The 13,319-nt window shown below is 71.8% G+C and carries 10 protein-coding genes; 2 read left to right on the plus strand and 8 right to left on the minus strand.

All coding sequences use genetic code 11. The features are described 5' to 3' along the window. Positions 1-206: 206 nt before the first annotated feature. The gene (locus ACZ5CW_RS07705) at positions 207-1,640 is read right to left on the minus strand and encodes an APC family permease (RefSeq protein WP_468599296.1); all 1,434 of its coding nucleotides are present in this window, start codon (positions 1,638-1,640) and stop codon (positions 207-209) included. Between the two features lie 431 nt (positions 1,641-2,071). Here ACZ5CW_RS07705 and ACZ5CW_RS07710 point away from each other — a divergent pair, with 431 nt between their 5' ends. Further along, positions 2,072-2,908 carry an SCO4651 family lipoprotein gene (locus tag ACZ5CW_RS07710; protein ID WP_468599297.1) on the plus strand — a complete coding sequence of 279 codons (837 nt, stop codon included), beginning with the start codon at positions 2,072-2,074 and terminating at the stop codon, positions 2,906-2,908. 55 nt (positions 2,909-2,963) lie between these two features. On the opposite strand, the gene mmsA is transcribed toward ACZ5CW_RS07710, so the two are convergent. Genes mmsA through iolC form a run of 5 tightly spaced genes read right to left on the minus strand, consistent with a single transcriptional unit; the run spans position 2,964 to position 9,082 of the window. Continuing rightward, on the minus strand, positions 2,964-4,466 hold the full coding sequence (gene mmsA, locus ACZ5CW_RS07715) for a CoA-acylating methylmalonate-semialdehyde dehydrogenase (protein ID WP_468599298.1): 1,503 nt from the start codon (positions 4,464-4,466) through the stop codon (positions 2,964-2,966). A 15-nt stretch (positions 4,467-4,481) separates the two neighbouring features. Next, positions 4,482-6,359 (minus strand): 3D-(3,5/4)-trihydroxycyclohexane-1,2-dione acylhydrolase (decyclizing), encoded by a 1,878-nt coding sequence (gene iolD / locus ACZ5CW_RS07720; protein WP_468599299.1) that lies wholly within the window; start codon positions 6,357-6,359, stop codon positions 4,482-4,484. Continuing rightward, positions 6,356-7,180 carry a 5-deoxy-glucuronate isomerase gene (gene iolB, locus ACZ5CW_RS07725; RefSeq protein WP_468599301.1) on the minus strand — a complete coding sequence of 275 codons (825 nt, stop codon included), beginning with the start codon at positions 7,178-7,180 and terminating at the stop codon, positions 6,356-6,358. Before iolB ends, iolD begins: the two co-directional genes overlap by 4 nt. Before the next feature lie 7 nt (positions 7,181-7,187). Beyond that, positions 7,188-8,072 carry a Cgl0159 family (beta/alpha)8-fold protein gene (locus ACZ5CW_RS07730; RefSeq protein ID WP_468599526.1) on the minus strand — a complete coding sequence of 295 codons (885 nt, stop codon included), beginning with the start codon at positions 8,070-8,072 and terminating at the stop codon, positions 7,188-7,190. A 59-nt stretch (positions 8,073-8,131) separates the two neighbouring features. Continuing rightward, positions 8,132-9,082 (minus strand): 5-dehydro-2-deoxygluconokinase, encoded by a 951-nt coding sequence (gene iolC, locus ACZ5CW_RS07735; RefSeq protein ID WP_468599302.1) that lies wholly within the window; start codon positions 9,080-9,082, stop codon positions 8,132-8,134. Positions 9,083-9,578: 496 nt separating this feature from the next. Here iolC and ACZ5CW_RS07740 point away from each other — a divergent pair, with 496 nt between their 5' ends. Further along, positions 9,579-9,779, plus strand: a complete 201-nt coding sequence (locus ACZ5CW_RS07740) for a helix-turn-helix transcriptional regulator (RefSeq protein WP_468599303.1) — start codon at positions 9,579-9,581, stop codon at positions 9,777-9,779. 33 nt (positions 9,780-9,812) lie between these two features. On the opposite strand, the gene ACZ5CW_RS07745 is transcribed toward ACZ5CW_RS07740, so the two are convergent. Both ACZ5CW_RS07745 and ACZ5CW_RS07750 read right to left on the minus strand, forming a co-directional pair. Then, complete coding sequence (locus tag ACZ5CW_RS07745; RefSeq protein ID WP_468599305.1) at positions 9,813-10,862, minus strand: zinc-dependent alcohol dehydrogenase family protein; 1,050 nt, start codon at positions 10,860-10,862, stop codon at positions 9,813-9,815. 50 nt (positions 10,863-10,912) lie between these two features. After that, entirely contained in the window at positions 10,913-13,192 is a 2,280-nt protein-coding gene (locus ACZ5CW_RS07750; protein ID WP_468599307.1) for an MMPL family transporter, read from the minus strand. Positions 13,193-13,319: the final 127 nt, after the last annotated feature.

Raw genomic sequence — 13,319 nt, forward strand, 5'->3', positions numbered from 1 at the left:
GCGTCAACGGTACGGTCCCCGACCGACAGCCGCTGCCGACCTCAAGGTGAGTGCCGGCACCTCCTTCGGGAGTACGGGGCGGCTCCCAAGTACCGCACCCGTGGTACGGCTACGAAGTCGGTCACTCCCGGGATCGGCCGTCCGCGGATGCGCCTTGGCTGATCGCGCAGTTCCCCGCGCCCCCTTTTTTCGCCCCTCCGGGGCGATCAGGGGCGCGCCGTCTGGGCCGGGACGGTCACCGGGGTCTGGGGGAGCTGCGCGTCCTCGGGGATCGACACCAGCCAGCGGGTGTCCTTGCGCGGGCGGAGGTAGAAGGCCCAGTAGAGGGTGGCGACGGCCGTGATGCCGCCGGTCCACAGCAGGTAGCTCGTCTCCTGCTGGGTGAGGATGTAGGCGAGGACCGCGATCAGCAGGACCGGCACGGCGGGCCACAGCGGCATCCGCCAGGCGGGGGTGTGCTTGTGGGCGCCGCGGCGGGAGAGCAGGGCGGCGATCGCGACCAGCAGGTACATGCCGGTCACCGAGACGCCGGTGACGCCGTACAGGGTGTCCAGGTTGACGAAGCAGAGCAGCGCGCCGGGGACGCCGACCGCGAGCGTGGCGACCCACGGGGAGCCGAAGCGGCCGAGCTTGGAGAAGACGCGGTTGACCGGGCCGGGCCAGGCCTTGTCACGGGCGGAGGCGAACAGCACGCGGGAGTTCTGGATGACCATGACGATGCCCGCGTTGATGATGGCGAGGGCCACGCAGAGGCTGACGAAGGTGCCGACCGCGGAGTTGGACCAGGCGGTGACCATGGAGCTGATGTCGCCGCCGGTCAGCTCCTCGAGGTCGCCGGCGCCCATGGTGATCGCGGCGACCGGCACCAGGATGACCACGGTGGAGATGGCGAGGGTGGCGAGCACCGTGCGGGCGACGTTGCGGCGGGGGTTCTCCAGCTCCTCGGAGAGGTAGACGGCGGTCGAGAAGCCCTGGGTGACGAAGAGGGCGATGGCGAGCCCGGAGACGACCAGCATGGCGGTCACGGTGTCGGTGTGGCCCTGCCCGCCGGCGACCTCCATGGAGACCAGGCTGCCCACCCCGCGGTGGCTGTGGGAGAAGCCCAGCAGGGCGACGACCCCGGCGGCGACGACCTCCAGGACCAGGAAGATGCCGGTGATCCAGGCGTTGGCACGCAGGTCGAGCAGGCCCGCGAGGGTGGCGAGCAGCATCACGCCGGCGCCGGTCATCGAGGGGTCGAGGTGCACGATCGGGGCCAGGTAGTCGGCCGTGCCCATCGCGATCACCGGCGGGACGATCATCACGACCAGCAGGGACAGCACGAAGACGAGCCAGCCCGCGAGCCGCCCGGCCATGGTCGACACCATCGCGTACTCGCCGCCCGCGCTGGGGATGAGGGTGCCCAGCTCGGAGTAGCAGAACGCCACGGCGATGCAGAGGAGGGAGCCGATGGCGATCGTCAGGGCGGTGGCGGTGCCGAGGGAACCGAACAGGTCGGGGACGACCACGAAGAGCGTGGAGGCGGGCGTGACGCACGACAGCGTCAGCAGGGTGCCGCCGACGACACCGATGGACCGCTTCAGCCCCGGTGAGGAGGCCGGCGCGGTGTCTACCACGGACTTCTGGAGCGTGTCGGTCATGCGGCGGTTCCGATCGACTCGTGCGACTGAGGGTGGGGTCGGGAGCGCTATCGCCTCCGGCGGATCGTCTACGTTCGTCTCGTCCGCTCCCGGCGCTGCATAGAGAACCCCGACGAAAACCGCCACGTCAATGGCCGTTTACCTTCGGAATCCGCACCCGCGCCCCGGCAGGCGCCGCCCCGCTTTCCCAGGCTGTGACGCCCCATAAGGGCATCCATCAAGCTCCAGCCGAAGGTGACCTTGCTTTCAAAGGTCATCCAGATGAATCCCCTTCGCCACCCGTTTCGTCCGCCATGAACGGGAACCGCAGCCGACGTTTCAAAAAAATGTCAGCTGTCCGGTATCCGGACATGCAAACCGGTCGCGTCCATGTCAGTGACGCCGGATAGAGTGCGCCCCGCACAGCAGGCACACAGCTCTTGGGGTGGGAGATGACGATGCGGCACACCGCCGCCTGGGTGGCGTTCACGACGGCGGCGCTGGTGGCGGCCTCCGGCTGCGGCACGGAAGGCGCGAAGAAGGCCGTCAGGGCGGTCGACAAGGCCGACCAGGCGATGGCGGCGCTGGCCCGGGCCACGGACCGGACACAGGACCTCGGCTCGGCCGAGGTGCGGATGAGCACCGACCTGGGCAACGGCAACGGCCCGGTCACCATGGACGGCACGTTCTCCTGGGGCAAGGGCTACGCCTACGACGTCCAGATGGACACCAAGGCTGCCGGCATGCAGTCCGTGCAGGACTCGCCGAAGATCCACTGCCTGTTCGTGGACGGCGTCTACTACTACGACGTCGACCCGCAGCCGTCCGGCCCGCTGCAGGGCAAGGAGTGGATGAGGGTCGACGCCTCCGCCGTGCTGGGTGAGAAGGGCGCCCGGTCGCTCAGCGGCAGCGCAGGCAGCCCGACGGCCTCCCTGAAGGGCCTGAAGTACGCCAACGACGTCGAGGACCTCGGCTCGCAGACCGTGAACGGGCACCGCGCGACCCACTACCGGGCCGTCGTCGACCAGGCGCACATGGGCAAGTTCGCGGACGTCTACGGTGACAAGAACACCCTCATGGGTTCCATGACCGGCGGCGCGTCCTCCCTCACGATGGACATCTGGGTGGACGGCAAGGACCTTCCGGTGCGCATGAAGCAGAAGGTGGGCGCCATGTCGGTGACCATGGACTTCGACAAGTTCGGCCAGACGGCCGCCGTGAAGGCGCCGCCCGCCGCGCAGACCGCCGATCTCAGCGAGCAGGTGAAGAACGCCTCGAAGACGGGCTGAGACGCACCGGTGCCCCGTCCTCCCGTGCGGAGGGCGGGGCACCGTGCTGCCCGGCTCAGTGGTTGCGCGGGAAGCCCAGGTCCACGCCGGCCGGGGCGTCGGCCGGGTCGGGCCAGCGCGTGGTGACGACCTTGCCGCGGGTGTAGAAGTGCGTGCCGTCGTTGCCGTAGATGTGGTGGTCGCCGAAGAGCGAGTCCTTCCAGCCGCCGAAGGAGTGGTAGCCCACCGGCACCGGGATCGGCACGTTCACGCCGACCATGCCCGCCTCGATCTCCAGCTGGAAGCGGCGGGCGGCGCCACCGTCCCGGGTGAAGATCGCGGTGCCGTTGCCGAACGGCGAGGCGTTGATGAGGGCCACGCCCTCCTCGTAGGTGTCCACGCGCAGCACGCACAGCACCGGGCCGAAGATCTCGTCCTGGTAGGCCTTGGCGGTGGTCGGCACCTTGTCCAGCAGCGAGATGCCGATCCAGTGGCCGTCCTCGAAGCCCTCGACCGTGTAACCGGTGCCGTCGAGCACGACCTCGGAGCCCTCGGCCGCCGCGCCCTCGACGTAGGACGCCACCTTGTCGCGGTGGACCTTGGTGATCAGCGGGCCCATCTCGGAGGCCGGGTCGTTGCCGGGACCGATCTTGATCTTCTCGGCGCGCTCGCGGATCTTCTCCACCAGCTCGTCGCCGATCGAACCGACGGCCACGACCGCCGAGATGGCCATGCAGCGCTCGCCCGCCGAGCCGTAGGCCGCCGAGACCGCCGCGTCGGCGGCCGCGTCCAGGTCGGCGTCCGGCAGCACCAGCATGTGGTTCTTGGCGCCGCCGAGGGCCTGCACGCGCTTGCCGTTGGCGGAGGCGGTGGTGTGGATGTAGCGGGCGATCGGGGTGGAGCCGACGAAGGAGACGGCCTTGACGTCCGGGTGCTCCAGCAGACGGTCGACGGCCACCTTGTCGCCGTGGACGACGTTGAAGACGCCGTCGGGCAGACCGGCCTCGGACAGCAGCTCGGCGATCTTGAGGGAGGCCGAGGGGTCCTTCTCGGACGGCTTCAGCACGAAGGTGTTGCCGGTCGCGATGGCGATCGGGAACATCCACATCGGGACCATCGCCGGGAAGTTGAACGGCGTGATGCCCGCGACGACACCGAGCGGCTGACGGATCGCGGCCACGTCGACCCGGTTGGCGACCTGCGTGGACAGCTCGCCCTTGAGCTGGACGTTGATCCCGCAGGCCAGGTCGACGATCTCCAGGCCGCGCGCCACCTCGCCGAGCGCGTCCGAGTGCACCTTGCCGTGCTCGGCGGTGATCAGCTCGGCGATCTCGTCGCGGTGGGCGTCCAGCAGCGCCCGGAACGTGAACAGGATCGAGGTGCGCTGCGCCAGCGAGGACTGGCCCCAGGTCGTGAAGGCGTCCTTGGCCGCCGCGACGGCCGCGTCCACCTCCTCCACCGACGCGAACGCGACCTTCGTGGTGACCGCGCCGGTCGCCGGGTCCGTGACCGGCCCGTACGTACCCGACGCGCCTTCGACGGTCTTGCCGCCGATCCAGTGGTTGACGATCTTCGTCATGCCCAGTAACTCCTTTTACAGATGGCGGCGTCGGGTGGAGACGTGCCGTTCGTACAGCTCACGTGCCTTGACCGCCGACGGTCGGGTCGCGGTCTCGGCCACAGGAACATCCCACCAGGCCTGCGCCGGAGGCGCCCCCGACACAGTGTCGGACGTTTCGGTCTCCACGTAGACACATGTGGCGGTGTCGGCGGCCCGCGCCTCGGCGAGCGCCGCGCGCAGGTCCCGTACGGTCCTGGCGCGCAGCACCCGCATGCCGAGGCTGGCCGCGTTGGCGGCGAGGTCGACGGGCAGCGGGGCGCCGGTGAGGGTGCCGTCGCCGGCGGGGTACCGGTAGGCGGTGCCGAACCGCTCCCCGCCCACCGACTCCGAGAGCCCGCCGATCGAGGCGTACCCGTGGTTCTGCACCAGCAGGATCTTGATCGCGATGCCTTCCTGCACGGCGGTCACGATCTCCGTCGGCATCATCAGGTAGGTCCCGTCGCCGACCAGCGCCCACACGTTCCGCTCGGGCGCGGCGAGCTTCACGCCGATCGCGGCCGGGATCTCGTAGCCCATGCAGGAGTAGCCGTACTCCAGGTGGTACTGGTCGTACGAGCGCGCCCGCCACAGCTTGTGCAGGTCGCCGGGGAGCGAGCCGGCCGCGTTGACGATGATGTCGGACTCGTCCACCAGGGCGTCCAGGGCGCCGATCACCTGCGGCTGGGACGGCCGGACGTCCGGTTCGTCCGCCTCGAAGCAGGCGTCGACGCGTTGTTCCCAGCGCTCCTTGTCCTCGGTGTACTCGGTGACGTACGACTGCGCCACCCGGTGCCCGTGCATCGACAGCGCCTCGGTCAGCTCGCCCAGGCCGCTGCGGGCGTCCGCGACCAGCGGCAGCCCGGCCAGCTTGTGGCCGTCGAAGGGCGCGATGTTGAGGTTCAGGAAGCGGACGGCCGGGTTCTCGAAGAGGGTGCCGGAGGCGGTCGTGAAGTCGCTGTAGCGGGTGCCGACGCCGATCACCAGGTCCGCGGTGCGGGCCAGCTCGTCGGCGGTCGCGGTGCCGGTGTGCCCGATCCCGCCCACGTCCTGGGAGTGATCGTGGCGCAGGGAACCCTTGCCTGCCTGGGTGGAGGCGACCGGGATGCGGGTGGACTCGGCGAACTCGGCGAGGGCCGCCTCGGCGCGGCTGTGGTGGACCCCGCCGCCCGCGACGACCAGCGGCCTGCGCGCCTCGCGGACCGCCCGGACCGCCTCGGCCAGCTCGGTGGGGTCCGCGCCCGGCCGTCGTACGGTCCACACCCGCTCGGCGAAGAACTCCTCCGGCCAGTCGAAGGCCTCCGCCTGCACGTCCTGCGGCAGCGCGAGGGTGACCGCGCCGGTCTCCACGGGGTCGGTGAGGACCCGCATGGCCTGCAGCCCGCTCGGGATCAGCTGCTCGGGGCGGGTGATGCGGTCGAAGTACCTCGACACCGGGCGCAGGGTGTCGTTGACCGAGACATCGCCCGCGTAGGGCAGCTCCAGCTGCTGCAGGACCGGGTCGGCGGGGCGGGTGGCGAAGACGTCGCCGGGCAGGAGCAGGACCGGGAGGTGGTTGATGGTCGCGAGGGCGGCGCCGGTGACCAGGTTCGTCGCGCCGGGACCGATCGACGTGGTGACCGCGTGCGTGGACAGGCGGTTCGACTGGCGGGCGTAGCCGACGGCCGCGTGCACCATGGACTGCTCGTTGCGGCCCTGGTGGTACGGCATCGCCTCGGCGTACTCGATCAGCGCCTGGCCGAGCCCGGCGACGTTGCCGTGGCCGAAGATGCCCCAGGTGGCGCCGATCAGCCGCCGCCGCTGGCCGTCCCGCTCGGTGTACTGGGCGGCGAGGAAGCGCACGAGTGCCTGGGCCACGGTCAGCCGGGTCGTCATCGGTACCCCCCTGTGGTGTCGGTGTGGTCCGGGTGGAAGCAGATCCGCCACTCCCGGGTCTCGCCCGGGCCCGCCATGACGTTCAGGTAGTACATGTCGTGCCCGGGCTGGGCGATCGACGGGCCGTGCCAGCCGTCGGGGACGAGGACGGCGTCGCCGGAGCGGACCTCGGCGAGGACGTCGCTGCCGCCCTCGCGCGAGGGGGACACGCGCTGGTAGCCGAGACCGTGCGGGCCGTCGATCTCGAAGTAGTAGATCTCCTCCAGCTCGGACTCCTCGCCCGGCCGGTGCTCGTCGTGCTTGTGCGGCGGGTACGAGGACCAGTTGCCGCCCGGCGTGATCACCTCCACGGCGATCAGCCTGTGGCAGTCGAAGGAGTCGGCGGAGGCGAAGTTGCGCACCTGGCGGGCGCAGGTGCCGCTGCCGCGCTGTTCGACGGGGACCTCCGGCGCGGGGCCGTAGCGGGCGGGGAGTCGTCGCTCGCACTTCGCTCCTGCCAGGGCGAAGCGGCCTCCCGCGCCGGAGGCGATCTGGACCCGGGTGTCCCGGGGGGCGTACGCGAAGTCGGAGACGTCCGCGAACACGCTCTCCCGGCCCAGGAGTTGGAACTCATTCTCCTCAATTTGTACGGTACATCCGCCTTCCAGCGGAAGCACGATCCATTCACTGCCCTGGGTGGTGAACGTATGCGTACCGCCGGGTGTCAGTTCCACGACACGCAGACCGCTGTACGTCCACCCCGCCCGCTCGGGGCCGATGTCGACGGCGTACCGGGCGTTCGCGGTCGTGCCCCTGGGCAGGTGCAGGTCGGTGCTGGTCATGCGCCCCTCACAGCAGTCCTACGGCGGTGTCCACGGCGGCGGCCACATCGCCGTCCGCCGGGTACAGCAACGAGCGGCCGACCACCAGGCCGCGCACGGTGGGCAGTTGGAGCGCGCCGCGCCACTTCTCGTAGGCGGCGACCTGGTCCTCGGGCGAGTCGCCGATGTCGCCGCCGAGCAGTACGGCGGGCAGGGTCGAGGTCTCCATGACCCGGGCCATGTCGTCGGGGTTCTCGGTGACCGGCACCTTCAGCCAGGTGTAGGCCGAGGAGCCGCCGAGGCCGGAGGCGATGGCGATCGACTTCGTGACCGCCTCGGCGGACAGGTCGTTCCTGAGCTTCCCGTCGGGTCCGCGGTGGCTGAGGAACGGCTCCACGAAGACGGGCAGCCGGCGTGCGGCCATGGCGTCGATGGCGCGGGCGGTGGACTCCAGGGTGGTCAGGGAGCCCGGGTCGGCGTAGTCGATACGGAGGAGCAGCTTGCCCGCGTCGAAGCCGAGGCGCTGGATGTCCTCGGGGCGGTGGCCGGTGAACCGGTCGTCCAGTTCGAAGCTGGCGCCCTGCAGGCCGCCGCGGTTCATGGAGCCCATGACGACCTTGTGGTCGAGGGCGCCGAGCAGCAGCAGGTCGTCGAGGATGTCGGCGGTGGCCAGGACGCCGTCGACGCCGGGCCGGGACAGTGCGAGGCACAGGCGTTCGAGCAGGTCGGCCCGGTTGGCCATGGCGAGCCCCCGGTCGCCGACACCGAGGGCGCCGCGGGCCGGGTGGTCGGCGGCGACGATCATGAGCCGTCCACTCTCGTTCAGCAGGGGCCTGCGCGCCCGGCGGGCCGCGGCCTCGGCGATCGCCTCGGGGTGGTGGGTGCGGGCGCGGACCAGCGCGGAGACGTCCACCCGGTGCTGCCGGGTGCCGTCCCCGCCCCCGTGGTGGGTGCCGGCGACCCTGCCCGCCCTCACAGCACCGCTCCGGCCTCGAGCGCGGCGGCCACCTCGTCCGGGGTGGGCATCGCGGAGGAGCACTCCAGGCGGGAGGCGACGATGGCGCCGGCCGCGTTGGCGTACCGCATGATCGTCTCCAGGTCCCAGCCGGCCAGCAGGCCGTGGCAGAGCGAGCCGCCGAAGGCGTCCCCGGCGCCGAGGCCGTTGAGGACGGTGACCGGCAGCGGTGGGACCTCGGCGGACTCGCCGTCGCCGGTCACGGCGAGGACACCCTTGGGTCCCTGCTTGACCACGGCGAGTTCGACCCCGGCGGCCAGCAGCGCGCGGGCCGCAGCATGGGGTTCGCGCACCCCGGTGGCGACCTCCACCTCGTCCAGGTTCCCGACGGCGACCGTGGCGTGGCGCAGGGCCTCGGCGTAGAAGGGGCGGGCGGAGGCGGGGTCGGCCCAGAACATCGGGCGCCAGTCGAGGTCGAAGACCGTCGTGCCCGACTTCGCCCGGTGGGCGAGGGCGGCGAGGGTCGCCGTGCGGCTGGGCTCCTCACTCAGGCCGGTGCCGGTGACCCAGAAGATCCTGGCCTCGCGAAGGGCGCCCAGGTCCAGGTCGTGGGCGTCGATCTCCAGGTCGGGCGCCTTGGGCTGCCGGTAGAAGTAGAGGGGGAAGTCGTCCGGCGGGAAGACCTCGCAGAAGGTGACCGGGGTGGGGAGTCCGGGGACGGGGGTGACCCAGCGGTCGTCCACACCGAAGCCGCGCAGGGCCTCGTGCAGATAGGCGCCGAACGGGTCGTCGCCGGTGCGGGTGATCACCGCGGTGTGCCGGCCGAGTCTGGCCGCGGCGACCGCGACGTTCGTCGCCGACCCGCCGAGGAACTTGCCGAAGGACGACACCCGGGCGAGCGGGACACCGGTTTGCAGCGGGTAGAGGTCCACTCCGATCCGCCCCATGGTGATCAGGTCGTAGGCCATCGGCTTCCCTTCGTCACGGCTCTCCCCGGCTTTCTAGTCCCGTACGCCGAGCCCTGTCAATGTTTTGTCCAGACATTCGGACCAGCTCTTGACACCGCTTTCTCCGCGCCCGCACGCCGCCGGCCATGACGTCGTCGTCACCCCCCCTCACTGTCCCGCATCCGCATCGGATCGGCGCCCGGCTCCCGGGGGGCGTTTCTCCGCTGCCGCGCGCATGAGCATCCGGGGAAGTGGAGGGGGTCAGGGCCCCGGCGTCAACGCGCCCCGCCCGCGGACCGGCGTGCGCCTTTGCGGCAGCCGTGTCACAAAAGCCCCCCTCGTGTCACACATGTCGCGCATACGCGGGCGCTCGGTCACACCCGGTCGACAGCCCCTGACCCTTGGTCACTCTGTGTCGTTCACCGGGCACAGGCTTGGTGATCGCCACTGAAGCGCCCGGCTCCCCCGACGGCCGACCCCCGGTCGCCGCCGCGGCGCACGCAGGGAGGTGCGGCTCATGACCGACCGACGGCTCTGGTCCTACAAGGAGATCGCGGCGCACATCAAGGTGCAGCCGGACACCGTGCGGTCCTACCGCAAGCACGGACTGCTGCCCCAGCCCGACCACGTCGAGGGCGGCAAGCCCTACTGGTACGCCGAGACCGTCCGCACCTGGGTCGCCTCCCGACCCGGCAACCGCGGCCGCAGACAGGACTGACGCCCGGCTCCCGGCGGGCGGCCTCGCGGGGCCTCAGCCCCGGTCCCACGGCTCGACGACCGTGACCCCCGCTCCCGCCGCGGTGCCCATCGCCGCGAGCGCCGCGGGGGCCGCGTCGAGGGGGATGGTGGAGGTCACCAGCAGGTCGGGGCGCAGGACGCCGGAGCGGACCAGGTCGAGCATGGCGGGATAGGTGTGCGCGGCCATGCCGTGGCTGCCGAGGAGTTCCAGTTCCAGGGCGATGGCGCGGGCCAGCGGGACGGGTGTGGTGCCGTCGGGCGAGGGCAGCAGGCCGACCTGGACGTGCCGGCCGCGGCGGCGCAGGCCGTTCACGGAGGCCGCGCAGGTGGCGGGCGAGCCGAGGGCGTCGAGGGAGAGGTGGGCGCCGCCGCCGGTCAGCTCGCGGACGGCGGCGGCCGTGTCGGGCACGGCGGTCGCGTCCACGCACTCCGTGGCGCCGAACTTCCGTGCCAGGCCGAGGGCCCGGGGCGACACGTCGACGGCGACCACCCGGGCGCCGCAGGCCGCCGCGATCATCACCGCCGACAGGCCGACCCCGCCGCAGCCGTGCACGGCGATCCACTGCCCCGCCGCGACCCGGCCCTGCTGCACCACGGCACGGAAGGCGGTGGCGAAGCGGCAGCCGAGGCCGGCGGCGGTGGCGTAGGCCATGTCGTCGGGGACGGCGACGAGATTGACGTCGGCATGATCGAGCGCCACGTACTCGGCGAAGGAGCCCCAGTGGTGGAAGCCGGGCTGGGTCTGCCGCTCGCACACCTGCTGGTCACCCGCCGCACAGGACGGGCAGGTGCCGCAGGCGCACACGAAGGGCACGGTGACGCGGTCGCCCGCCCGCCATCCGGTCACGCGCGCGCCCACCGCCTCGACGACACCGGCCAGTTCATGTCCGGGCACATGCGGCAGGGTGATGTCGGAGTCGTGCCCCATCCAGCCGTGCCAGTCGCTGCGGCACAGCCCGGTCGCCTCGACCCGCACGATCACCCCGTGGTCGGCGGGCCTGGGGTCGGGCACCTCGCGTACCTCGGCCGGTTCGCCGTACCGCTCGAACACCACAGCGCGCATCCGTGCCTCATCTTCCGTCCGTCACCGGGCCACCGCTTCCTGCCGGAACGCTAGCGCTCCACGGAGGACGCCGTTTCCCGGTCGCGGGCCTTCGGCGGCCTGCCGAGCCCGCCGGGCGGAAGCAGCGACGCCTTCGCCCCGCTCTCCGTCGGGGCGTGGACCTCACCGCCCTCGCTCACCCCGAACCGCTCGTGGAAGCGGCGCAGCGGGGCCGGGGCCCACCAGGTGGCCCGGCCGGAGAGCCGCATGATGGCCGGGACCAGCAGGCTGCGCACCACCATCGCGTCCATCAGCACCGCGAGCGCGATGCCGAGGCCCAGCATCTTGGTGTTGGTCACCCGTGAGCTGCCGATGGCGACCATCACCACCGCGAGGATGACCGCCGCCGCAGTGATCAGCCCGCCGGTGCGCTGCAGTCCGTGGCGCACGGCCGCGTCGTGGTCGCCGGTGCGGTCGTACTCCTCCTTGATGCGGGAGAGCAGGAACACGCCGTAGTCCATGGAGAGGCCGAAGGCCACGCAGAACATCAGGACGGGCAGGGTGGTCTCGATGGAGCCGGAGCTGGTGAAGCCGAGCGCACCCGACAGGTGGCCGTCCTGGAAGACCCACACCACCGCACCGAACATCGCCGTCAGGCTGAGCGCGTTCAGCACCACGGCCTGCAGGGGTATCAGCACGCTCCCAGTGAGCAGGAAGACCAGCAGCAGGGTCACCACGGCGATGAACAGGGCCGCCCAGGGCAGGCGTTCGGCGATCGCGTGCTGGGTGTCGACGAGGACGGCCGCCGTGCCGGTCACCTTGGTGTCGAACGGAGGGCGCAGAGCGCGCAGGTCGCCCACCAGCCGCTGGGCGGGGTCGTCCACGGCCTCGCCCTTCGGCTGGACGGTGAAGTAGGCCGCGTCACCCTTGACCAGCGGGCCGTCGACACGGGCCACCTCGGGCAGGGCGGCCACCCGCTGCCGGTAGGCGGTGTACTGGGCCTCGGTGGCCCCGCCCTCGGCGAGGACCTCCAGCCCGCCGCCGGGGCTGCCGGGGAAGCCCTCGCGGATGTCCTGCTGCACCACGTGGGACTCGGCGGTCGAGGGGAGCTGGCGGTCGTCGGCGGTGCCGAACCGCACGCCCAGGAAGGGCAGTCCGAGGATGACCAGCAGGGCGGTGGTGCCGAGCGCGAAGAGCGGGGCGCGGCGCATGACCAGGCCGGCGGCGCGGGCCCAGGCGGTGCCCTCGGCTGCCCCGGGCTCGCGGCCGCGCCGGAAGAGGCGGCGCAGGTCGAGGGAGTTGACCCGGTGGCCGAGCAGGATCAGCGCGGCCGGGAGCAGGATCAGCGCGGCGGCCGCCGCGAGCAGGACCACGGCGATGCCGGCGTAGGCGAAGGACCGCAGGAAGTACTGCGGGAAGACCATCATCGCGGCCAGGGACACCGCGACCGTGAGGGCGGAGAAGAGCACCGTGCGGCCGGCCGTGCGCAGGGTCGTCCCCACGGCCGTCAACGGGTCGGCGCCGGTGGACAGTTCCTCGCGGTAGCGGCGGACGATGAAGAGGGCGTAGTCGATGGCGAGGCCGAGCCCGAGGGCCGTGGTGAGGTTCAGCGCGAAGACGGAGACGTCGGTGAAGGTCGTCAGGCCGCGCAGCACCGCGTTCGTCCCGAGGATCGCCACGATGCCGATGCCCAGCGGCAGCAGGGCGGCGACCGCGCTGCCGAAGACCATGACGAGCAGCACGAGGGTGACGGGCAGGGCGATCATCTCGGCCCGGGTGAGGTCCTCCTTGATGATCGTCTGCATCTCGTGCCGGACCGCGACGATGCCGCCGACCTTCACCGCTACCGGACCGTGCGTGCCCCGGTAGTGGGGGGCGATGCGGTCCAGGGTCCGGGCCGTCGCGTTCTCGTCGCCGGTGATGCGGGCGGCGATCAGCGCCTCGTGGCCGTCCTCGGCGCGCAGGGCGGGCGACCCGCCCTGCCAGTAGGAGCCGACGCCGGTGACCCCCTGCTCCCTGGCCAGCCGGGTGGTCAGGTCCCGGGCCTCGGCGCTGACCGCGGGGTCGTCGACCGAGGCGCCGCCCGCGTCGACCAGGAGGATCAGGTTCGGCTGGGAGCCGGGGAACTCGCGCTCCAGCGCCTTGGTCGCGTACGTCGACTCTGCGGCCGGGTCCTCCCAGCCGCCGCTGCCGAGGTGGTCCGCGACCCCGCCGCCGGCCAGCACGGCGAGCGCGGTGAGCAGCAGGGCGGCAAGCAGCGACAGACGTGGACGGGCGGTCACGAAGCGCGTCCATCCGCCGGGCCGGGCCGGCCCCCGGCCCGATCGCGGTGGTGTCTCGACTTCCGTCATCGTGCGGTGTCCCCTTCACCCTGACCAGCGCGACCGTGTGCGAGCACGGCAGCATGGATGAGCCATTGCCATAGACTGGCAAACACGAGAGATCGCTCGCGTTTCATCAGAATGCGAGCGGCCGCTC

It is taken from the genome of Streptomyces sp. NPDC031379, from assembly GCF_055569615.1.

Bases quoted from the DNA above. Each gene is read 5' to 3' on its own strand.
- iolD (WP_468599299.1), bottom strand. From the start codon at position 6,359: ATGACGACCCGGCTGACCGTGGCCCAGGCACTCGTGCGCTTCCTCGCC.
- iolC (WP_468599302.1), bottom strand. From the start codon at position 9,082: ATGGCCTACGACCTGATCACCATGGGGCGGATCGGAGTGGACCTCTAC.
- mmsA (WP_468599298.1), bottom strand. From the start codon at position 4,466: ATGACGAAGATCGTCAACCACTGGATCGGCGGCAAGACCGTCGAAGGC.
- ACZ5CW_RS07740 (WP_468599303.1), top strand. From the start codon at position 9,579: ATGACCGACCGACGGCTCTGGTCCTACAAGGAGATCGCGGCGCACATC.
- ACZ5CW_RS07750 (WP_468599307.1), bottom strand. From the start codon at position 13,192: ATGACGGAAGTCGAGACACCACCGCGATCGGGCCGGGGGCCGGCCCGG.
- ACZ5CW_RS07705 (WP_468599296.1), bottom strand. From the start codon at position 1,640: ATGACCGACACGCTCCAGAAGTCCGTGGTAGACACCGCGCCGGCCTCC.
- ACZ5CW_RS07710 (WP_468599297.1), top strand. From the start codon at position 2,072: ATGACGATGCGGCACACCGCCGCCTGGGTGGCGTTCACGACGGCGGCG.
- ACZ5CW_RS07745 (WP_468599305.1), bottom strand. From the start codon at position 10,862: ATGCGCGCTGTGGTGTTCGAGCGGTACGGCGAACCGGCCGAGGTACGC.
- iolB (WP_468599301.1), bottom strand. From the start codon at position 7,180: ATGACCAGCACCGACCTGCACCTGCCCAGGGGCACGACCGCGAACGCC.